This is a genomic window from Pseudomonas sp. S2_E02, assembly GCF_054668355.1.
Map to the genome: position 1 here is coordinate 4,914,734 of NZ_CP162761.1, position 22,376 is coordinate 4,937,109.

Consider the following 22,376-nt stretch of genomic DNA (forward strand, 5'->3'; position numbering starts at 1 on the left):
GCCCCCCGACACCGCCGTCAAGCTGTAACGGCCATGCCGGACACTACTGCTAATCGCTGCCAAGACTTGTCAGCAAACCGAATCCTCTGATCGAGATACACAAGTGATCGAAAATCTACGCAACATCGCCATCATTGCCCACGTTGACCATGGTAAGACCACCCTGGTAGACAAACTCCTGCGTCAATCCGGCACCCTGGAGCGCAACGAGCTCAACGACGAGCGCGTGATGGACTCCAACGACCAGGAAAAAGAGCGCGGTATTACCATTCTGGCGAAAAACACCGCCATCAACTGGAACGGCTACCACATCAACATCGTGGACACCCCGGGCCACGCCGATTTCGGCGGCGAAGTTGAACGTGTAATGTCGATGGTCGACTCCGTTCTGCTGCTGGTTGACGCTCAAGACGGCCCTATGCCGCAAACCCGTTTCGTGACCAAGAAGGCTTTCGAAGCCGGCCTGCGTCCAATCGTGGTAATCAACAAGGTTGACCGTCCAGGCGCGCGTCCGGACTGGGTTCTGGATCAGATCTTCGACCTGTTCGACAACCTCGGTGCTACCGAAGAACAACTGGACTTCCAGGTTGTTTACGCCTCGGCCCTGAACGGCATTGCCGGTCTGGATCACACCGCCATGGCTGAAGACATGACCCCGCTGTACCAAGCGGTAGTCGACCACGTTCCGCCTCCGGCCGTTGACCGTGACGGCGCGTTCCAGATGCAGATCTCCGCTCTGGACTACAACAGCTTCCTGGGTGTTATCGGTGTTGGCCGTATCGCTCGTGGCCGCGTCAAGCCGAACACCCCGGTTGTGGCGATCGGTGCCGACGGCAAGCGCCGTAACGGCCGTATCCTGAAACTGATGGGTCACCACGGTCTGCACCGCATCGACGTTGAAGAAGCTGCAGCAGGCGATATCGTTTGCATCAGCGGTATGGACTCGCTGTTCATCTCCGACACCCTGTGCCACCCGGACACTGTCGAGGCGATGAAGCCTCTGACCGTTGACGAGCCAACCGTTTCGATGACCTTCCAGGTAAACGACTCGCCATTCTGCGGTAAAGAAGGCAAGTTCGTGACGTCCCGCAACATCAAGGACCGTCTGGACAAAGAGCTGCTGTACAACGTTGCACTGCGCGTTGAAGAAGGCGACACCGCTGACAAGTTCAAGGTTTCCGGCCGTGGTGAGCTGCACCTCTCGGTACTGATCGAAACCATGCGTCGCGAAGGCTTCGAGCTGGCCCTGGGCCGTCCTGAAGTGATCATTCGTGAAGTGAACGGCGTTAAACAAGAACCGTTCGAAAACGTGACCATCGACATCCCTGAAGAAGCTCAGGGCAAGGTCATGGAAGAGATGGGTCTGCGTAAAGGCGACCTGAGCAACATGGTGCCGGATGGCAAGGGCCGTGTTCGTCTGGAGTACAACATCCCTGCTCGCGGTCTGATCGGTTTCCGTAACCAGTTCCTGACCCTGACCAACGGTGCTGGCATCCTGACCTCGATCTTCGATCGCTACGACACCGTCAAGTCGGGCCACATGTCCGGCCGTCAGAACGGCGTTCTGGTTTCGGTTGAAACCGGCAAGGCACTGACCTACTCGCTGGAAACCCTGCAGGCTCGTGGCAAGCTGTTCGTAGAACACGGCCAGGAGATCTACAACGGTCAAATCGTTGGTCAGAACAGCCGCGACAACGACCTGGGTGTAAACCCGACCAAAGGCAAGAAGCTCGACAACATGCGTGCTTCGGGTAAAGACGAAACCATCGCTCTGGTACCACCTGTTCGCTTCACTCTGGAACAGGCTCTGGAATACATCCAGGAAGACGAGCTGTGCGAAGTTACTCCTAAGTCCATCCGTCTTCGCAAGAAGATCCTGGACGAAAGCGAGCGTACCCGCGCTGCCAAGAAAGCCAAGGCGTAATTTAGCCTGAGCTTGAAAAAACGCCCCCGGTCGCGAGACCGGGGGCGTTTTTGTTTGTCTGGGGGAAACGCAGATTGGGTCTTGAAGATCAAGAGCCCCTCACCCTAGCCCTCTCCCAGAGGGAGAGGGGACTGACCGAGTTGTTCTTTGGCTTTGCATCGACCTCAGGTTTGGAAGCGACAGAGATCGGCTCCCTCTCCCTCGGAAGAGGGCTGGGGTGAGGGGCTGGGGTTTAACGGCTACCGAAGAACTCAGCGTCGTTCAGAAGCGCTCTATCGCGCGGAAATTCTGCACGCGTTCAACTTCCTTCGGCTTGTACGCGCAATACCCCGGACGCGGTCCGATCTTCGGGTGATTGCGGCAGGTATCCGGGCGCTTGTCATAAATGGTGCACAAGCGGCTCTTACGATCCAGGTAGTAGCAATCGTTGTTGCTCATGCGCTGTAGGGTAAAGATGCCGGACTTCTGATTGAAGCGCTCGACCAGGCCTTCCTTTTGCAGACGCTTGGCGATGTTCTTCGGCGGGTCGCCCAGTTCGAACTCGTCGACCACGCCGATGCGCACCAGATCCTTGATCTTTACTTCGACCGGCAGCGTGCAGCAGCTGGACATGCAGGAACCGCACATCGGGGCCGAATATTTCGCCCACGTATCGAGACGATCGATCTCGGCGGCGGCAATCAGGTTGGGCTTCATCATCGGGAGTTACCAGGCGTGTGTGCATCAGGGCGCGCGATCATACCGGGACTGGTGGATTTTTGAACAACCTTTCGCCAGATTTTTTCTCCATGCAGGCACATTGCCGGACAATTCGGCACGGCCCCTGCATTCATTAGCCCATCCGCCAGGGTAATGCCGGGCCATCGCACCGTCTCAGGAAAAACTGCCGAACCAGCGCCGCGACCGTCGGTCAGACCGTCTAGGCTCAGACAATTCCCGCTCGCTCGAGGTCCTATTGATGACTCAAGAACCACTAGTTCGCGAAGCAGAGGTGGCCGCATTCCGCGACGCCGTCCTGACCAAGCTCACCTACGCGGTGGGCAAAGACCCCGACCACGCTTTCGACCATGACTGGTTCGAAGCCATCGCTTTGGCGGCGCGTGATCATATGGTCGAGCACTGGATGGACCACACCCGGCAGATCTACCGCAAAGGTCAGAAACGGGTGTATTACCTCTCGCTGGAATTCCTCATCGGCCGCTTGCTCTACGACAGCCTGAGCAATCTTGGCTTGCTCGACGTCGCCCGTGAAGCGCTGACTGAACTCGGTGTCGACCTGGAGCGTATCCGTTTGCTGGAACCTGATGCAGCGCTCGGTAACGGTGGCCTCGGTCGTCTGGCCGCGTGCTTCATGGAAAGCATGTCGACCCTCGGTATCGCCGGCCACGGTTATGGCATTCGGTATGAGCACGGCTTGTTCCGCCAGGCCATCGTCGACGGCTGGCAGCAGGAACAGACCGAGCACTGGCTGGATTTCGGCAACCCGTGGGAGTTCGAGCGGCCAGAGGTCGTCTACTCCATCGGCTTCGGCGGCAGCGTCGAAACCGTCACCGACATCTCCGGCAAGTCCAAACAAGTCTGGTCGCCGGCAGAAACTGTCCGCGCGATCGCTTATGACACGCCGGTCGTTGGCTGGCGCGGGGCGAGCGTCAATACACTGCGCCTCTGGCGTGCGCGCGCCATGGAAGATTTGCACCTGGAGCGTTTTAACGCCGGTGACCACTTGGGCGCTGTCGCCGAAGTGGCCCGGGCCGAAAGTATCTCCCGCGTGCTCTACCCGGCGGACAGCACCGAAGCGGGGCAGGAGCTGCGCCTGCGTCAGGAATACTTCTTTGTCGCCGCTTCGCTTCAGGATCTGCTGCGCCGTCATCGCAACATGCACACCTCGGTGCTGACCCTGGGTGATCACGCGGCGATTCAGCTCAACGACACGCACCCCTCGATTGCTGTCGCCGAATTGATGCGCCAACTGGTCGACGTCTACGACGTGGCTTGGGATGCGGCGTGGCAAGTCACCGTCGACACGCTGTCGTATACCAACCACACGTTGCTGCCGGAAGCGCTGGAAACCTGGCCGGTGTGCTTGATGGAGCGCATGCTGCCGCGACATATGCAGATCATTTATCTGATCAATGCTCAGCACATCGACTCGCTGCGCGCCAAAGGCATTCACGATTTCGACGTGCTGCGCGCGGTGTCGCTGATCGAAGAAGACAACGGTCGCCGTGTGCGCATGGGTAACCTCGCGTTCCTCGGTTCGCACAGCGTCAACGGCGTGTCCGGGCTGCACACGCAACTGATGCGCAAAACCGTGTTCGCTGAACTGCACAAGCTCTACCCGGAGCGGATCAACAACAAAACCAACGGCATTACCTTCCGCCGTTGGCTGTTCCAGGCCAACGCTGAACTGACCTCGATGCTGGTCGACTCGCTGGGTCCCGAGGTGCTGGATAACCCCGAAGAGCGCCTGCTCGATCTCGAACCGTTCGCCGAGAAAACCGCATTCCGCAAAGCCTTTGCCGAGCAACGGCTGCACAGCAAGAAAGCCCTGGCGTATCTGATTCACGAACGCTTGGGCATCGCGGTCAATCCGGCGGCGATGTTCGATGTACAGGTCAAACGCATCCACGAATATAAACGTCAGTTGCTCAACCTGATGCACACCGTGGCGCTGTATCAGGCGATCCGCGCCGAGCCGGAAGTCGACTGGGTGCCGAGGGTGAAAATCTTCGCCGGTAAAGCGGCGGCGAGTTATCACCAGGCCAAACTGATCATCAAACTGACGAACGATATCGCTCGGGTGGTGAACAACGATCCGACCGTGCGCGGCCTGCTGAAAGTGGTGTTCCTGCCCAACTACAACGTCAGCCTGGCGGAGAGCATCATTCCGGCGGCGGACTTGTCCGAGCAGATTTCCACTGCCGGCTTCGAAGCATCAGGCACCAGTAACATGAAGTTCGGCCTCAACGGCGCGCTGACCATTGGCACACTGGACGGCGCCAACGTGGAAATGTGCGAACGCATCGGGGCCGAGCACATGTTTATCTTCGGTCTCAGCGCGCAGCAGGTGGAAGCGCGTAAACAGAATCATGAGTTCAGCGCAGTGCCAGACATCGCTGCATCCCATCGCTTGAACGATGTGCTGCAGGCGATTCGCGGCGGGGTGTTTTCGCCGGATGACACCTCGCGCTATACCGGGCTGATCGATTCGCTGGTGGATTACGACCGCTTCCTGGTCTGCGCCGACTTCGACTCCTACTGGGAAGCGCAGAAACGCGTTGAGGCGCACTGGCACGACTCCAACAACTGGTGGCGTTCAGCAGTACTCAACACGGCGCGGATGGGCTGGTTCTCGTCTGACCGGACGATTCGTGAGTACGCCACGGATATCTGGAAAGCTTTGGAGTAACTTTCCGCAACAAATCTGCGCAAGGCCCAACGTTTGTTGGGCCGGATCGATATACTGAGCGCCGGTTACCGGTAGCTCCAGTCACCACCAATCCAATGTGGGAGCGAGCCTGCTCGCGAAGCGGTCGTCTTGTTAAACAGAAATGTTGGCTGACAAACCGCTTTCGCGAGCAGGCTCGCTCCCACAGGGTTTGTGCCTAGACTGAAGCAATCGCCGGACTCGCCCCGTCTTGGGGCTGCTTAGGGATATCGACCATGCAATGGATGTTCATGTTGATCGGGCTGGTGCTCGGCTGGCTGCTCGACGAGTCGTTCAGTGATGCGCTATTGGGCGCGTTGCTGGGGCTGGTGATCGGGCAGACGATCCGCATCGCGCGGCTAGGCTCGCAGGCGATGGAGCAGCAGCGTCAACTTGAGCTGGCGAAGGTCGCTTTGCAGGGCGTCGAACAGCGCCTGTTTCTGCTCGAAGGTGCCCCGGTTCGTGCCACGCCGCCACCGGGTCCCGAACCTGTTGCTGAAACAGTCACAGTCGTAGAAGCAGCTCCAGCACCTGAACTGATCTGGGAGCTGCCGCCCGAACTCGAACCGATTTCCGCCGTCGCCAGCGAAACCAGTCAACCGCTGCCCGCCGATGTCTGGCGCCTTGATGCCGTGACGCCCGAACCGCAACAACCTGCCGAACCCCGTGGCCCGAACCTCATCGAACGCGGCATAAGTGCTGCGCGCAACTGGCTGTTCGGCGGCAACACCGTGCTGCGGGTCGGCGTGGTGTTGCTGTTCTTCGGTCTCGCATTCCTGCTGCGCTACGCCACCGAAGGCATGGTCGTGCCGATCGAGTTGCGTTACGCCGGTGTCGCGGCGGCCGCGTTGGGCCTGCTCGCGCTGGGTTGGTGGTTGCGCCGGCGCAACAGTAATTACGCGTTGATGCTGCAAGGCACCGGGATCGCGGTGCTGTATTTGACGGTGTTTGCGGCCATGCGTCTGCATCCGTTGCTTGATCCATCGGCCGCGCTCGGCCTGCTGGTGGCGGTCACCGTTTTCTCGGCGATTCTCGCCATCACTCAAGATGCTTTAGGGCTTGCCGCAGCGGCGGCATTGGGCGGTTTCGCGGCGCCGATCCTGACCTCGACCGGCGCCGGCAACCATGTCGCGCTGTTCAGCTATTTCGCGCTGCTCAACGCCGGCATTCTTGCCATCGCCTGGTTCAAGGCCTGGCGTCTACTCAACCTGATCGGCTTCGTCGGCACCTTTGGCATCGGCTTCGCCTGGGGCCTTCGTTCGTATGCGCCGGAACTGTTGTGGAGCACCGAGCCGTTCCTGATCCTGTTCTTCCTGATGTACCTCGCCATCGGCCTGCTGTTCGCCCGCCGCAAGTTGCTCGACATGCCCGATGCACCTGCGGATGGCGATCGCGAAGCGTTGCTGCACTGGTCGGCGCGCAAGGGCGATTACGTCGACGGCACGATGTTGTTCGGACCGCCGATCATTGGCTTCGGATTGCAGTTTGCGTTGGTGCAGCATATGGAATTTGCAGCAGCGTTCAGTGCGCTGGCGCTAGGCATGATCTACATGACACTGGCCAAGGTGTTGATGGGTGGCCGGGCGGTACTGCTGGGTGAAACCTGTCTGGCGCTCGGGGTGATTTTCGCCAGTCTGGCCATTCCGCTGGGGCTGGATGCGCGCTGGACCTCGGCGGCATGGGCAGTGGAAGGCGCGGGGATTTTCTGGCTCGGTCTGCGTCAGCATCGACCGTTCGCTCGGGCGTTTGCCTTGCTGCTGCAACTGGGGTCGGCGTTGGCGTTTCTCAGTCAGTTGCGCGTCGGCGAGAGCAGTCTGTTTGACGGTGCTCCGCTGGGTGCGCTGATGCTCGGCATTGCGTTGCTGTTCAGTTTCTATCAATTGCGCAAGGCCACGCCGGAACAAGCCTCGCCTTGGGAGCGTCAAGGCTTGCCGGTGTTGGCGTGTCTGGGCCTGACCTTCCTCTATCTGCTGGCGCCGCTGTTCTTCTTCGTTCAAGCCACGGCGATCAGTTGGGCGCTGGCCGGGCTGGCAACTCTGTTGGTCGGTCTGCGCATTCAATCGCGCACGTTCCTGTTCAGCGCGTTTGCCGTGCAGTTGCTCGGCGGTGCGTTATTCCTGTTGCGTCTGCAAGGCGCGGGCGAGGATTCGGCGGCGGTGTTCAGCGCCGGCTGGAGCGGATTGCTCAGCGCGTCGTTGATCGGGCTGGCGTTGATCGTCGGCATGCTGTTGGCGGCTCGCGATGAAATGGTGCGTGGCGATGTGCGTCTGTTGCGCGGTTTGTCGGTGGTGCTGCTGGCCGGTCTGGTGCTGATCAATCTGGCGGTGCTGTTCGTGCTGCCATGGCAAACGGCGAGTGCGGTGTGGGCCGCGAGTGGTTTGCTGATCATCTGGCTCAGCCTGTACCTCAAGCAGCGCGTAAGTTTTGTCTTTGGTCTGCTGTTGCAGTTGATTGGTGGTGCGGCGTTTTTGCTGGCCGGCCCCGAGTTGCTTGGGCCACTGTCCAGCGAAGGCCTGAAACCGTTGGCTCATGGCGGATTCTGGACACCGCTGGTACTGGGCTTGGCTGCGATGATCGGTGCCTGGCGACTGCAACTGGGCAATCACGCCTCGGCATTCGATGCGTTGAGTTTGCAGCGCTTGTCAGAAGTGTTGCTGCTGTGGGGTGCCGGTTGGTGGGCGTTGGCGTGGGTCAGCGAGGTGCTGCGTTTTGCTGCGCCGAATCTGCAAGGCCCGTTGTTACTGCTGGTCGCCGCTTTGAGCGTGGCGCTGTGGACGCTGTTGTCGCTGCGCTTGAAATGGCCGGCGCTGGGCCTGCTTTGCACCTTGTTGATTCCGGCTGCGGCGCTGGTGCTGCTCGGGGCCTGGCATTCGCGTTATCACCCGGCGGCCGATTTCGGTTGGCTGGCGTGGGCAGCAGTGTTCCCCGTGCATTTCTTCAGCTTGCGACGTTTGGCGCCGATGTTGCCGGCGCGCGCCTTGAGCGCGGCGCATGTGCTCGGCTGCTGGCTGCTGATTGGCGTGCTGGCGCTGGAATTGCGCTACGGTCTGCTGCTGTTGTCCGAGCAATACAACGCCTGGCGTTGGCTGGGCTGGGCGATTCTGCCGAGCCTGTATCTGCTGCTGGCGGCGGCACCGCGCAGTTGGCCTTGGCCGGTGGCGGCATTCCCTCGCGAGTACCGTTTGTACGCCGCTGCGCCGTTGGCGGTGTTGATGCTCGCATGGTTCTGGCTGGCTAATGGTGTCAGCGATGGCAACGCCGAGCCGCTGCCATACGTGCCGCTGCTCAATCCATTGGAGCTGGGTTTGTTGTTCGCATTGTTCGGTGTTTACGTCTGGTCGCGCAGCGCGGTTTCGCAGCTGTCGATTCGCCAGGACTACGCCGATTACGCGACGCAACTGGTCGCCGGGGTTTCGCTGTTCGCCTTTTGCACCGCGTTGGTCACCCGCGCGGCGCACCATTGGGCCGGGATCCCGTTCGAGCTGGATACGTTGCTCGCCTCAATGCTGGTGCAGGCCGGGTTGTCGATCGTCTGGACGCTGATGGCGCTGGGGTTGATGATCGGCGGCCATCTGCGCCATCGCCGCGAAGTGTGGCTGATTGGCGCGGCGCTGATTGCGTTGGTGGTGGCCAAACTGATTTTTGTCGAATTGAGCAACCGTGGCGGTCTCGCCCGGATCGTCTCGTTTATCGGTGTCGGCGTGTTGCTGCTGGTGGTCGGCTATTTCGCGCCACTGCCGCCCAAACGCGTCGACGCTGAACCGGCGGCGGACAAACCGGCCCCGGACACCGAAGGAGTTTCATCTTGAGTCGCATGCGAAGTCTGGGTTGGTTGGCGTTGGGCGTGGTGATGGCGGCCGGCGCTCAGGAAAAACCGGCGGACTTCGCCACGCAGGTGTCGCTGTCAGTCTCTGGCAACGGTCCGTGGTACCGCCTCGAATTGCCGTTGAGCGTGCAATTGCAGGCACGCCAGACCGATCTCAGTGATCTGCGTGTGTTCAACGCTGCCGGCGAAGCGCAGGCCTACGCCTTGGCGCGCGAATCAGCGCAGACCCGCGACGACGGCCGCTTGCATGAGGTGAAATGGTTCCCGCTGTACAACGCCGCCGACGCCAGCGAACGCGCGCCGAATGTGCGTGTGCAATCGACCACCAACGGCACGCTGGTCGAGGTGCAGCCGTCCAGTCAGTTGGAAGCGGGTGAAGAGGTGCTGCGTGGCTGGCTGCTGGATGCCAGCGCGATCAAGGCGCCGTTGCAGCAGTTGATCCTCGACTGGACCAGCGAGCGCGACGGCTTCCAGCGCTTCAGCATTGAAGCCAGCGACGATCTGCAACACTGGCAAGCGTGGGGCGAGGGGCAGGTCGCGCGGCTGACCTTTTCCGATGAGCGCATCGAGCAGCACGAAGTGACGCTGCCGGGGCAGTCGGCGCGTTATGTGCGGTTGTTATGGGAGTCGCCGAACTCGGCGCCGATCCTGACGTCGGCGCAGCTGAAAAGCAGTGATCCGCGCAACGTTCCGCTGCCTTTGGTCTGGTCGCAGGCGTTGGCCGGCAGCAGCACCAAGGCTGGGGAGTACACCTGGCAGTTGCCGATGGGGCTGAATGTCGAGCGCGTGCAGGTCGAGCTGAAACAGCCGAACAGCCTCGCGCCGGTGACGCTGGCGGGGCGTCGCGAAAGCAGCTTGCCGTGGCAGACGTTGGGCAATGGCTTGCTCTATCGCCTGACCCAGAATGGTCAGGATGTGGTGCAGAACGAATTGCCGCTCTACGGGCAGACCGTGCAGCAGTTGAAACTGAGCGTGGATGAGCGTGGCGGTGGTTTGGGTGAGCAGGCGCCGAGTCTGAAATATGCGGTGCGGGCGACGCAGGTGGTTTTCCTCGCGCGGGGCGAGGGGCCGTACAGTTTGGCGGTGGGCAATGCGACGGTGAAGACGGCGAACTTGCCGTTGGCGACGCTGATTCCGGATTTCAAACCGGAGAAGCTGGCGGGGTTGGGTAAGGCGATGGTCCAGGGTGAGGCGGTTGTCACGCAAACTTCAACCGCAACAGCGGCGGCGGTGGCCGAGACCAATTGGAAGAAGATCGGCCTGTGGGCGGTGTTGTTGTTGAGTGTGGTTTTTCTCGGGGCGATGGCGTTCAGCCTATTGCGCAAACCGCCGACCAACACCTGAGAAAGGCTGGCGCTGTGCGCCATTCGCTAGCAGGCTAGCTCCCACAGTGGATCTGCAGTGGACGCCAATTGTGTGTTCACTCAAATCCTCCTGAGGGAGCGAGCCTGCTCGCGAAAGCGGTATCTCAATCAATACATATCCCAAACCGATCGGCCTTCGTCGGATTTCGGACTACGCTAAATCCGCTACCTGAACTCTCCCCCGACAATCACGTCTCATACAGGCAAATACACCCCAACGCACGTTACCGGGCGTCTTCGCTCGCTACGTTTTCAGACTCCCTGTAAACTGCGCGGGTTTTTAGCCCCCCATTCCACCGGAGCCGTCCATGTCCCGCGTTACCCTGAGTCGCTATTTGATTGAGCAGACCCGCAGCAATAACACTCCTGCCGATCTGCGTTTCCTGATCGAAGTGGTCGCGCGTGCTTGCAAAGAAATCAGCCACGCCGTGTCCAAAGGCGCCCTGGGTGGTGTTCTGGGCAGCATGGGCACTGAAAACGTCCAAGGCGAAGTGCAGAAGAAGCTCGACGTGATCTCCAACGAGATCCTGCTCGAAGCCAACGAATGGGGCGGTCACCTGGCCGGCATGGCGTCCGAAGAAATGGACAACGCCTACCAGATCCCGGGCAAATACCCGAAAGGCGCATACCTGCTGGTATTCGACCCACTGGACGGCTCGTCGAACATCGACATCAACGCCCCGGTCGGCACCATCTTCTCGGTACTGCGTTGCCCGAACGAATACCTGAGCCAGAACGAGCCGCTGAACGAAAAAGCCTTCCTGCAGCCAGGCACCCAGCAGGTTGCTGCCGGTTACGCGATCTACGGCCCGCAAACCATGCTGGTACTGACCTTGGGCGACGGCGTGAAGGGCTTCACCCTCGATCGTGAAATGGGCAGCTTCGTGCTGACCCACGAAGACATCACCATTCCTGAATCGACCCAGGAATTCGCGATCAACATGTCCAACCAGCGTCACTGGGAAGCCCCGGTACAACGTTACGTTGGCGAGTTGCTGGCCGGTGAAGAAGGTCCGCTGAAAAAGAACTACAACATGCGTTGGGTCGCGGCGATGGTTGCCGACGTACACCGCATCCTGACCCGTGGCGGTCTGTTCATGTACCCGCGCGACAGCCGCGAGCCATCCAAACCAGGCAAACTGCGTCTGATGTACGAAGCCAACCCGATGTCGTTCCTGGTGGAACAAGCGGGCGGCGCGTCCACTGACGGTCACCAGCGCATCCTCGACATTCAGCCGGACGGTCTGCACCAGCGTGTAGCGGTGTTCCTCGGTTCGAAAGAAGAAGTCGCCCGCGCTACGGCCTACCACAAGGAATAAACCATGACCGCGCCCTGGCAGCCGTTGCTCGATTGGTGGTTCGGACATGCCGAATCCCCCGACGAGATAGCGGCTGACAAGGGCAAGTTGTGGTTCGGTAAGCGAGACAGCCAAGACCTCGAAGCGCGTGAGCGTTTCGGGGTCTTTGTCGATCAGGCCCTGGCCGGCGAATTGACCGCGTGGACGCAACGTCCCGAAGGTTGGCTGGCGGTGGTGTTATTGCTCGATCAACTGCCGCGAATGATCTTTCGCGACACCCCAAAAGCGTTTTCCGGCGATCTGCGCGCGCAGAAACTCGTTGCCCAAGGCATTGCGGCGGATTTTGATCGGCAGTTGAAACCGATTCAGCGTGTGTTTATTTATCTTGTGTTTGAGCACTGCGAGAATCTTGCGGTGCAGAACGAGGCGGTTTCCAGGTTTATCGAACTGGTGGCTGAACAGCCGGAAGCGGAGCGGGCGGTGTTTGCGGATAATCTGGATTATGCCGAGCGGCATCGGAAAGTGATTGCGCGGTTTGGCCGGTTTCCGCATCGCAATGCGGTGTTGGGGCGGGAGTCTACGGCGGAGGAGTTGGTGTTTCTTTCCGAGCCGGGTTCACGGTTTTAAGAGCTTTCCCTCACCCTAGCCCTCTCCCGGAGGGAGAGGGGACTGACCGAGTTGTCTGGTCTTGATACATCGACCTGCAATTTCTGAGTCGAACTCAGGTCTGGAAAATCCCCCGATCGGCTCCCTTTCCCCCTCGCCCCCCTTGGGGGAGAGGGCTGGGGTGAGGGGGTAAAGCCCTTGATCTTAAATGCGGAAACTACCCACCAATTGCTTCAGCCGCGCCGCCTGCTGCTCCAGATCCGAGCACGCGCGCAACGTCGCCTGCAAGTTCTCCACACCTTCCTGATTCAGCGTGTTGATCTCGTTGATATCGACATTGATCGACTCGACCACCGCCGTCTGCTCTTCAGTCGCCGTCGCTACCGACTGGTTCATCCCGTCGATCTCACCGATACGCTGAGTCACGCTACCCAATCGCTCACCGGCCTGGTTGGCGATACCGACACTGCTTTCACTCTCACGCTGGCTCTCGGTCATGATGCTTACCGCCTGACGCGCGCCGACCTGCAGCTCTTCGATCATCTTTTGCACTTGCTGCGCCGAATCCTGGGTGCGGTGGGCGAGGTTGCGCACTTCATCTGCGACCACGGCGAAACCACGCCCAGCTTCACCGGCACGCGCTGCTTCGATCGCGGCGTTGAGCGCGAGCAGATTGGTCTGCTGGGAAATGCTGGTGATCACTTCGAGAATCTGGCCGATGTTCACCGTGTTGCTGTTCAGGGTTTCGATGTTGCCGCAGGAATCGCTGATCTTCGCCGACAGCTGTTGCATGGCCTGGATGGTTTTATCCACAACCTGCTGACCGTCGACCGCGAGGCTGCGGGCATCGCTGGAGTGCTGCGAGGCGAGGGCGGCGTTCTGGGCGATTTCCTGGGCGGCGGCGCCGAGTTGGTTGATCGCGGCGGCGACGCTGTTGGTACGGCTGGACTGCTGATCGGAGTTGTACATCGACGAGTTCGACGCCGCGACTACGCGCAGGGCGACTTCGTTGACCTGGCCGGTGGCCGAAGACACTTCACGGATCGAGGTGTGAATGCGCTCGACGAAACGGTTGAACGAGGTGCCTAGCGCGCCGAACTCGTCGTTGCCGTGGATCACCAGACGTTTAGTCAGGTCGCCTTCACCTTCGGCGATGTCGTGCATCGCGCGGCCCATGGTCAGCAACGGTTGCATCAGCACGCGAATGAGCATGCCGAGCAGGGCGATGATGATCACCACGGCAATAACCATGGCGATCAGCGCCGAGGTGCGGAATTCGCTGAGCATTGCGAACGCGGTGTCTTTATCGAGTACCAGCGCCACGTACCAGTCGGCCGACGGCACGCCGTTGATGTGGGTGAAGGAGATCAGTTGGGTTTTGCCGTCGAGCTCGACTTCTTTCAGGCCCGGGCTGACTTTCGGCGCACCATTCGGATAGGCCTCGGAGAGGGTTTTGAGCACCAGTTTGCTGTCCGGGTGGATCAGGATCTTGCCGTCAGCACTGACGATGAACGCGTGGCCGTGGCCACCGAAGTTCAGCGAGTTGATGATTGCGCTGACACTGGTCAGGTCGATGTCGGCACCGGCGACGCCGAGCATCTGCCCTTGGCGCTGTACCGGCGTGGCAACGGTGATTACCAGTTTGCCCGAGGACGCGGCGATGTACGGTTCGGTGACGATGGTCTGTTGCGCGCTGTTTGCCGCTTTGTACCAGCCCCGGGCGCGTGGATCGTAATCCGGTGCGCGGTTGCCGGCCGGCACCGAGAACATCACGCCGTCAGCGCCGCCGAAGTAGCTGAGCTGGAAATTGCCGGTGTAGGCGGGCAGGTCGATGATGCGTTTCAGGTTGGCGGGGGCGTTGCCGTCGACGGCGACTTGCTGCGACAGCGATTGCAGCAATTGAATGCGGCTTTCCAGCCAGGTCTGGATGTTGCTGGTGGTCAGGCTGCCCAGCTCCTGCATCGAGGCTTCGGTGCTGCTGTTCAAGGCTTCGCGCTGTCGATAGTCGTTGAAGAAAATGAAACAGGCGAACGCAATGGCCACCACGAGGGCGGCAGCCAACAAGATCTTGTGGCTGAATTTCATGTTTCTGGTCATCGAATGAACTACCGCGAAGGGACTGGTCAAGAAAGGGCGGCAATTTGCCACACTCGGGGGCTTTGCGCTGCTTTTATGTCGACCGCGGTGCGCCAAAGATTAGGCGTGTTTGGCGAAAGGCGACGAAATGCTCAATAGCGTTACAAAGTGGCTGATTTATCGGCAAATGCCAGACGGGCGGGCTAATAAATAGCCATTCCCCCACGGAACCAGATGAGGGTTTTCTCTTCTAAGCTTCTGGTTGGCACCATGCCATCCCCCCCTCGTTCCAGGAGTTACACCATGTCGCTGCGATCTATCGCCCTTCTGACGTTTTGCGTGCTGTTGGCCGCATGCAGCAAGGTCAATCAGGAAAACTATTCGAAGCTCTCGGCCGGTATGGCCAAGGCCGAAGTCGAGACTCTGCTCGGCAAGCCCACCGATTGCTCGGGCGCGCTCGGCATGTCCAGTTGCACTTGGGGCGACAAGAACAGCTTTATCAGCGTGCAGTACGCCGGTGACAAAGTGCTGATGTTTTCCGGCCAAGGCCTGAAGTAAACCGGGGCTTCGCGCCCACGGAGAAGAAAAATGAAGCGGTTATTGCTGATCCTTTTTGCCGGCCTGGTACTGGCCGGCTGCGCCACTTCCGGCGTCGACCCGTTGGCGCCGAAAACCGTCAACAGCGTCAATCTCAAGCGTTATCAGGGCACCTGGTATGAACTGGCGCGCTTGCCGATGTATTTCCAGCGCAATTGCGCGCAGTCCGAAGCCCATTACACCCTCAAGCCGGACGGCAATGTCGCGGTGCTCAATCGCTGCCTGACACCGGACTGGCAATGGGAAGAAGCCAAGGGCACGGCTTATCCACAGGTGCCGGGCAAGACCGACAAGCTGTGGGTCGAATTCGATACCTGGTTCTCACGTCTGATTCCGGGTGTGGCGAAAGGTGAATACTGGGTGTTGTACGTCAGCGATGACTACAAGACCGCCATCGTCGGCGACCCGAGTCGCAAGTACATGTGGTTGCTGTCGCGCACACCGACCGTCAACGGGGTGGTCCGTGAAGAGCTGCTGAGCAAGGCGCGTCAGCAGGGTTATGACACCACGCGATTGATCTGGCGAGCGTCGGATCGGCAGATGGCCAAGACCTCGAATTAATCACCCATCCTGATCACTCCCACGCTCCGCGTGGGAGTGTCTCAATGGACGCTCTGCGTCCGCTTGTGGGACGCAGAGCGTCCCGGGCTGCATTCCCACGCAGAGCGTGGGAACGATCAGCTGTCAGCCGAGGAGGTCGCGCAGGACCTGGGTGAAGGCGCGTGCACTGTCTTCTTCGCCAGCATGCCGGCCATCACGCACAACCCATTGGCCATTGACCAGCACATCGCGCACCTGACGATCGCCGCCGGCAAACAACCAGCGATTCAAAATCCCGTCACCCGTGGCCGTCGCCAGATACGGATCGCTGCCGTCGAGCACAATCCAGTCCGCACGCTTGCCAACCTCCAGCGCGCCAATCGGCTGCCCCAACGCTTGCGCACCGCCATCCAGCGCCGCGTCATACAGCGTGCGCCCGACCATCGGTTGATCCGCGCCATACAAGCGATTGCGCCGCTGATCACGCAGGCGCTGGCCGTATTCCAGCCAACGCAATTCTTCGACCACGCTCAGTGACACATGGCTGTCGGAACCGATACCCATGCGCCCACCCTGAGCGAGGAAATCCACCGCCGGGAAGATCCCGTCGCCCAGATTTGCTTCGGTGGTCAGGCACAGCCCGGCGATGGCGCGACTCTTGGCCATCAGGGTGACTTCTTCCGGATTGGCGTGAGTCGCGTGGACCAGGCACCAGCGTTGATCGACTTGGGTATTTTCGTAGAGCCATTGCAAAGGGCGACGACCGCTCCAGCTCAGGCAATCGTTGACTTCTTTTTGCTGCTCGGCGATGTGGATGTGCACCGGGCATTGCTTGTCGCTGGCCGCCAAAACTTCACTGATCTGTTGCGGCGTCACTGCGCGCAACGAGTGAAAGCAAAGGCCCAGCGATTGCGCCTTTTGCTGCGCCAGTAACGGCTGCAAACGCGATTGCAGATTCAGGTAATTTTCGGTGCTGTTGATGAAGCGGCGCTGGCCGTCATTCGGCGTCTGGCCGCCAAAACCAGAGTGGCTGTAGAGCACCGGCAACAGGGTCAGACCGATGCCGCTTTCACTCGCAGCCTGGCTGATGCGCAAGGCCAGTTCAGCCGGGTCGGCGTAAGGCTGACCATTGTTGTCGTGGTGCACGTAGTGAAATTCAGCGACGGAGGTATAACCGGCCTTGAGCATTTCGATGTACAGCTGACGGGCAATCACGCCGAGTTGATCCGGGCTGATTTTTCCGACGAGGCGATACATCAGATCGCGCCACGTCCAGAAACTGTCGTTCGGATTGCCGGCCACTTCAGCCAGACCCGCCATCGCCCGCTGGAAGGCGTGGGAGTGCAGATTCGGCATGCCCGGCAGCAGCGGGCCGCTCAGCCGTTCGGCGCCGTCTGCGGTGGAATCGGCCTGAATCTGGGTCAGCAGGCCATCGGCGCTGACCTCAAGACGTACATTGTTGGCCCATCCGTTAGGCAGCAGTGCGCGTTCGGCAAAGAAGGCGGACATGGTTCGGCACCCCATCGTGTGTTATTTGTATATACATATACAGACGTTTGCCTGCCCGGTAAACTCCGGCAAGCTAGCCACTTTCACCAATGAACAGGGATCAACCGTGCCGACTCCGCCTCCAGTCTCCCCGTTGGCCGCGAACATGGGCGACAGTCCGGCGCCCTTGTACGCCCGCGTCAAACAGATGATCACCCAGCAGATCGACAGCGGAAACTGGCCGCCGCACTACCGCGTGCCGTCCGAAAGCGAGCTGGTCAATCAACTCGGTTTCAGCCGCATGACCATCAACCGCGCCCTGCGCGAGATGACTGCCGATGGTCTGTTGGTGCGCATGCAAGGCGTCGGCACCTTTGTCGCCGAACCGAAGAGCCAGTCTGCGCTGTTCGAAGTGCACAACATCGCCGACGAAATCGCCTCCCGTGGCCATCGCCATACCTGCCAGGTCATCACTCTTGAAGAAGAGGCTGCCGGTTCCGAGCGCGCGCTGGCGCTGGACATGCGTGAAGGGCAGAAGGTGTTCCACTCGCTGATCGTGCATTACGAAAATGATATTCCGGTGCAAATCGAAGACCGTTTCGTCAACGCACTGGTCGCGCCGGAATACCTCAAGCAGGATTTCACTCTGCAGACGCCTTACGCGTATCTCAATCAGGTGGCGCCGCTGACTGAGGGCGAGCACGTGGTTGAAGCGATTCTGGCCGAGCCCTCCGAGTGCAAGTTGCTGCAGATTGAAAAAGGCGAGCCGTGTTTGCTGATTCGTCGCCGCACGTGGTCGGGGCGTCAGCCGGTTACCGCTGCACGATTGATTCACCCAGGTTCCCGTCATCGTCTGGAAGGACGCTTTCATAAATGACTCAAGTGAAGGTTTTACGCGCCGAAGGCTACCCGCGCATGCCGTGGAAAAACGGTGGCGGCAGCACTGAAGAAATCACCCGTGACGCGGGGGCCGGCCTGGACGGTTTTGGCTGGCGCCTGTCGATTGCCGACATCGCTGAGTCGGGTGGTTTTTCGACGTTCGCCGGTTACCAGCGGGTGATCACCGTGTTGCAGGGTGACGGCATGACCTTGTGCGTTGACGGCGACGATACGCGGCCGCTGTTACCGCTCGACCCGTTTGCTTTCAGTGGTGAGAGCCAGGTGTCGTGCACGCTGCTAGGCGGTGCGATTCGCGATTTCAACCTGATCTATGCGCCGCAGCGTTACAGCGCGCGGTTGCAGTGGCTGGATGGCGAGCAGCGATTCTTCAGCTCGGCGGGGACGGTATTGGTGTTCAGTGTCAGTGAGCTGTTGCAAGTGCACGTCGGTGACAGTGTTTCGCAGCTCGGTCGCCATGATTGCCTGCAACTGGACGGTAACAATGGTTTGGTTGAAGTGTCCGTTGATGCGGGTTGCTGTGTCATTGAGCTGACTGCCCGCTGATTGAAAAATCTTAAAAGATCGCAGCCTTCGGCAGCTCCTACAATGGGATTGATGTACGCCCTGTAAGAGCTGCCGAAGGCTGCGATCTTTTGCTTTTGGGGTGTTCCCAACCCACGCACCAACTTGTTACCGAACGCCCCAGCGTGGCGCAAAACCACGCTCACGTAACAAAGTCCCGTCGCCCTGAATCATCCCCACGAAAAAATTTCATCCACGCCCGAACCCTTGATTCAGGCGCCCTCCAGCCGTGCCCAGGATTTTTCTTGAACACCCCTCCAACAAGTTGGCCGCTTGATTGCATATGCTTGTATGTACAAGTAAAGACGTATGCGTATGAGTCGCTCGAGACTCTCCGCAGCGTCCACTGATTCGCTTGTCGCGCAGCGAAGCGCACAGGCTGCTTGCCCACTGCCAGGGTTGGTTTGAATTGATCGCTGAGGAGTCTTTTTCGTGACTGACAATAAGCCTACAAAGTTTCGTAACGTCGAGATCCGCGCTGCCCGCGGTAATAAGCTGACCGCCAAGAGCTGGCTGACTGAAGCGCCGCTGCGCATGCTGATGAACAACCTTGACCCGGAAGTCGCCGAGAACCCGAAAGAGCTGGTGGTTTACGGTGGTATCGGTCGCGCCGCGCGTAACTGGGAGTGCTACGACAAAATCGTCGAGAGCCTGACCAACCTGAATGACGACGAGACCCTGCTGGTGCAATCCGGCAAGCCGGTCGGCGTGTTCAAGACCCACAGCAACGCCCCGCGTGTACTCATCGCCAACTCCAACCTCGTCCCGCACTGGGCGAGCTGGGAACACTTCAATGAGCTCGACGCCAAAGGCCTGGCCATGTACGGCCAGATGACCGCGGGCAGCTGGATCTACATCGGCAGCCAGGGCATCGTTCAAGGCACCTACGAAACCTTCGTTGAAGCCGGTCGCCAGCACTACAACGACAACCTCACCGGCAAGTGGGTGTTGACCGCTGGCCTCGGTGGCATGGGCGGCGCACAACCTCTGGCGGCAACCCTCGCCGGCGCTTGCTCGCTGAACATCGAATGCCAACAAGTCAGCATCGATTTCCGCCTGAAAAGCCGTTACGTCGACGAGCAGGCCAAAGACCTCGACGACGCCCTGGCGCGCATCGACAAATACACCAAAGAAGGTAAAGCGATTTCCATCGCGCTGCTGGGTAACGCCGCAGAAATCCTCCCGGAACTGGTCAAGCGCGGCGTACGCCCGGACATGGTCACCGACCAGACCAGCGCCCACGATCCGCTCAACGGTTACCTGCCGGCGGGCTGGACCTGGGACGAATACCGCGCCCGCGCCAAGACCGAACCGGCCGCTGTGATCAAAGCCGCCAAGCAGTCGATGGCGGTGCACGTCAAAGCGATGCTGGAATTCCAGAAGCAAGGCATTCCGACCTTCGACTACGGCAACAACATCCGTCAGATGGCGCAGGAAGAAGGCGTCGAAAACGCCTTCGACTTTCCGGGTTTCGTACCGGCCTACATCCGTCCGCTGTTCTGCCGTGGCATCGGCCCGTTCCGTTGGGCGGCGCTGTCGGGCGATCCGCAAGACATCTACAAAACCGACGCCAAGGTCAAAGAGCTGATCCCCGACGACGCGCACCTGCACAACTGGCTGGACATGGCCCGCGAGCGCATCAGCTTCCAGGGTCTGCCGGCCCGTATCTGCTGGGTCGGCCTGGGCCTGCGCGCCAAGCTCGGTCTGGCCTTCAACGAGATGGTCCGCAGCGGCGAATTGTCGGCACCGATCGTGATCGGTCGCGATCACCTCGACTCCGGCTCGGTCGCTAGCCCGAACCGTGAAACCGAATCGATGCAGGACGGTTCCGACGCTGTGTCCGACTGGCCACTGCTCAACGCTCTGTTGAACACCGCGAGCGGCGCGACCTGGGTTTCCCTGCACCACGGCGGCGGCGTCGGCATGGGCTTCTCGCAGCACTCGGGCATGGTGATTGTTTGCGACGGTACGGACGAAGCGGCCGAGCGTATTGCGCGCGTACTGCACAACGACCCGGCCACCGGTGTCATGCGTCACGCCGATGCCGGTTACCAGATCGCCATCGACTGCGCCAAGGAACAGGGGCTGAACCTGCCGATGATTACCGGCGGTAAGTAACACGCTTTGGCTTTATGTGGGAGCGAGCTTGCTCGCGAAAGCAATCTGTCAGCCAGCACAGATGTTGACTGTGCTGGCCTATTCGCGAGCAAGCTCGCTCCCACAGAAAAGCAGCACTACCGAAGCTCAGTGAACTATTAAAACAATCCACAGAGGTTGAATCATGGCTGTTAACACCGATCGTGCAGGCAACAAACCGTTGATCGAGAGGCGTTCGATCGACTACATCCCGGAAGCGGAAAGACACGGTCGTCTGTTTAGCCAGTTCACCCTGTGGATGGGTGCGAATCTGCAAATCACCGCGATTGTCACTGGGGCCCTGGCCGTGGTGCTGGGCGGTGATGTGTTCTGGTCGTTGATTGGTTTGTTGATCGGTCAATTGCTCGGCGGCGGGGTGATGGCGCTGCACGCTGCGCAAGGGCCTAAACTGGGTCTGCCGCAGATGATCTCCAGCCGTGTGCAGTTTGGTGTGTATGGCGCGGCAATCCCGATCGTGCTGGTGTGCCTGATGTACCTGGGTTTCACCGCGACGGGCACCGTGCTTTCCGGTCAAGCGTTGGGCCAGTTGTTTAACGTCAGTGACAGCGTCGGCATCCTGATTTTTGCCAGCGTCATCGTGTTGGTGACGGTGCTCGGTTATCGGGTGATCCACTGGATCGGCCGTGTTGCCAGCGTGATTGGCGTGATCGCTTTCGTCTTCCTGTTCTGGCGCCTGATGAGCCAGACCGACGTCGGCGCACTCCTGCAAATCCGTCATTTCAGCTGGAGCAGCTTCCTCCTCGCGGTGTCGCTCGCGGCCTCCTGGCAGATCGCTTTCGGCCCCTACGTGGCTGACTATTCCCGTTACCTGCCGAGCAACACCTCGGCGGTAAAAACCTTCTTCGCCGCCGGTGCTGGTTCAGTGGTCGGCGCGCAAGTGGCGATGATCCTCGGCGTGTTCGCTGCGGCTTCGGCCAACGGCCAGTTCGCCGGTCATGAAGTTGCTTACATCGTCGGTCTGGGCGGCACCGGTGCCACCGCCGCGCTGCTGTACTTCAGCATCGCGTTCGGCAAGGTGACCATCTCGACGCTGAACTCCTACGGCAGCTTCATGTGCATCGCGACCATCATCAGTGGTTTCAAAGGCCACCTGACCGTTACGCGCATGCAGCGTCTGGTGTTTGTGCTGGTGATTGTCGGCGCAGCGACCCTGATTGCGCTGCTTGGTCAGCACTCGTTCCTCGGTGCGTTCAAGTCTTTCATCCTGTTCCTGCTCGCGTTCTTCACACCGTGGAGCGCGATCAACCTGGTGGATTACTACTGCATCACCCGCGAGCGCTATGACGTGCCGGCGCTGGCCAATCCGAACGGTCGCTACGGGCGCTGGAACCTGCTCGGCATCAGCGTCTATGTGTTCGGCGTGCTGGTGCAGTTGCCGTTCATCTCCACCAAGTTCTACACCGGCCCGCTGGTGGCGGCCCTCGGTGATGTGGACATTTCCTGGATCATCGGTCTGGTGCTGCCGGCTGCCGTCTACTACGTGTGTGCAAAAAAATGGCACAGCGCGGTACCTGATCAACTGATTCTGCCGGTCGAGCAGAACAGCGTTGTACCACCTGAAAAAAGTGGGGCCGGGCGCGCTGCGGCGCAGGCCTGATTGGACGTGGACAGG

At 60.1% G+C, this 22,376-nt stretch carries 15 protein-coding genes and 1 pseudogene; 12 read left to right on the top strand and 4 right to left on the bottom strand.

Annotated elements, in window-relative coordinates; all coding sequences use genetic code 11:
• Nucleotides 1-103 precede the first annotated feature (103 nt).
• Nucleotides 104-1,924, top strand: a complete 1,821-nt coding sequence (gene typA / locus AB4O01_RS22145; protein WP_034153003.1) for a translational GTPase TypA — start codon at nucleotides 104-106, stop codon at nucleotides 1,922-1,924.
• A gap of 261 nt (nucleotides 1,925-2,185) precedes the next feature.
• On the opposite strand, the gene AB4O01_RS22150 is transcribed toward typA, so the two are convergent.
• Nucleotides 2,186-2,623 carry a YkgJ family cysteine cluster protein gene (locus tag AB4O01_RS22150; protein ID WP_093430042.1) on the bottom strand — a complete coding sequence of 146 codons (438 nt, stop codon included), beginning with the start codon at nucleotides 2,621-2,623 and terminating at the stop codon, nucleotides 2,186-2,188.
• Nucleotides 2,624-2,882: 259 nt separating this feature from the next.
• Between AB4O01_RS22150 and AB4O01_RS22155 the strand changes: the two genes are divergently transcribed.
• The 5 genes from AB4O01_RS22155 (at nucleotide 2,883) to AB4O01_RS22175 (ending at nucleotide 12,466) form a co-directional block, all read left to right on the top strand.
• Nucleotides 2,883-5,333 (top strand): glycogen/starch/alpha-glucan phosphorylase, encoded by a 2,451-nt coding sequence (locus AB4O01_RS22155; protein ID WP_460089554.1) that lies wholly within the window; start codon nucleotides 2,883-2,885, stop codon nucleotides 5,331-5,333.
• A gap of 254 nt (nucleotides 5,334-5,587) precedes the next feature.
• Nucleotides 5,588-9,160 carry a DUF2339 domain-containing protein gene (locus AB4O01_RS22160; RefSeq protein ID WP_460089556.1) on the top strand — a complete coding sequence of 1,191 codons (3,573 nt, stop codon included), beginning with the start codon at nucleotides 5,588-5,590 and terminating at the stop codon, nucleotides 9,158-9,160.
• A gap of 5 nt (nucleotides 9,161-9,165) precedes the next feature.
• Nucleotides 9,166-10,521 (top strand): DUF3999 domain-containing protein, encoded by a 1,356-nt coding sequence (locus tag AB4O01_RS22165; RefSeq protein ID WP_460092304.1) that lies wholly within the window; start codon nucleotides 9,166-9,168, stop codon nucleotides 10,519-10,521.
• 328 nt (nucleotides 10,522-10,849) lie between these two features.
• Complete coding sequence (locus AB4O01_RS22170) at nucleotides 10,850-11,860, top strand: class 1 fructose-bisphosphatase (protein WP_093430046.1); 1,011 nt, start codon at nucleotides 10,850-10,852, stop codon at nucleotides 11,858-11,860.
• Nucleotides 11,861-11,863: 3 nt separating this feature from the next.
• Nucleotides 11,864-12,466 (top strand): DUF924 family protein, encoded by a 603-nt coding sequence (locus AB4O01_RS22175; RefSeq protein ID WP_093430047.1) that lies wholly within the window; start codon nucleotides 11,864-11,866, stop codon nucleotides 12,464-12,466.
• A gap of 183 nt (nucleotides 12,467-12,649) precedes the next feature.
• Here AB4O01_RS22175 and AB4O01_RS22180 read toward each other — a convergent pair whose 3' ends face one another.
• Both AB4O01_RS22180 and AB4O01_RS22185 read right to left on the bottom strand, forming a co-directional pair.
• Complete coding sequence (locus tag AB4O01_RS22180; RefSeq protein WP_371748298.1) at nucleotides 12,650-13,414, bottom strand: methyl-accepting chemotaxis protein; 765 nt, start codon at nucleotides 13,412-13,414, stop codon at nucleotides 12,650-12,652.
• A 141-nt stretch (nucleotides 13,415-13,555) separates the two neighbouring features.
• A pseudogene (locus AB4O01_RS22185) lies at nucleotides 13,556-14,542 on the bottom strand (cache domain-containing protein); the annotation flags it as partial.
• A 282-nt stretch (nucleotides 14,543-14,824) separates the two neighbouring features.
• Between AB4O01_RS22185 and AB4O01_RS22190 the strand changes: the two are divergent.
• Nucleotides 14,825-15,079 (top strand): hypothetical protein, encoded by a 255-nt coding sequence (locus tag AB4O01_RS22190; RefSeq protein ID WP_003220802.1) that lies wholly within the window; start codon nucleotides 14,825-14,827, stop codon nucleotides 15,077-15,079.
• Between the two features lie 30 nt (nucleotides 15,080-15,109).
• Nucleotides 15,110-15,679 carry a lipocalin family protein gene (locus AB4O01_RS22195; protein WP_093430049.1) on the top strand — a complete coding sequence of 190 codons (570 nt, stop codon included), beginning with the start codon at nucleotides 15,110-15,112 and terminating at the stop codon, nucleotides 15,677-15,679.
• Nucleotides 15,680-15,802: 123 nt separating this feature from the next.
• On the opposite strand, the gene AB4O01_RS22200 is transcribed toward AB4O01_RS22195, so the two are convergent.
• Complete coding sequence (locus tag AB4O01_RS22200) at nucleotides 15,803-17,167, bottom strand: formimidoylglutamate deiminase (protein ID WP_460089558.1); 1,365 nt, start codon at nucleotides 17,165-17,167, stop codon at nucleotides 15,803-15,805.
• A 145-nt stretch (nucleotides 17,168-17,312) separates the two neighbouring features.
• Between AB4O01_RS22200 and hutC the strand changes: the two genes are divergently transcribed.
• The 4 genes from hutC (at nucleotide 17,313) to AB4O01_RS22220 (ending at nucleotide 22,361) form a co-directional block, all read left to right on the top strand.
• Nucleotides 17,313-18,023: a histidine utilization repressor gene (hutC, locus tag AB4O01_RS22205; protein ID WP_163013658.1), complete on the top strand. Its 711-nt coding sequence runs from the start codon at nucleotides 17,313-17,315 to the stop codon at nucleotides 18,021-18,023.
• The gene (locus AB4O01_RS22210) at nucleotides 18,020-18,589 is read left to right on the top strand and encodes a HutD/Ves family protein (protein ID WP_093430051.1); all 570 of its coding nucleotides are present in this window, start codon (nucleotides 18,020-18,022) and stop codon (nucleotides 18,587-18,589) included. Before hutC ends, AB4O01_RS22210 begins: the two co-directional genes overlap by 4 nt.
• A 450-nt stretch (nucleotides 18,590-19,039) precedes the next feature.
• On the top strand, nucleotides 19,040-20,725 hold the full coding sequence (hutU, locus tag AB4O01_RS22215; protein ID WP_093430052.1) for a urocanate hydratase: 1,686 nt from the start codon (nucleotides 19,040-19,042) through the stop codon (nucleotides 20,723-20,725).
• 163 nt (nucleotides 20,726-20,888) lie between these two features.
• Nucleotides 20,889-22,361, top strand: a complete 1,473-nt coding sequence (locus AB4O01_RS22220) for a purine-cytosine permease family protein (RefSeq protein WP_093430053.1) — start codon at nucleotides 20,889-20,891, stop codon at nucleotides 22,359-22,361.
• Nucleotides 22,362-22,376: the final 15 nt, after the last annotated feature.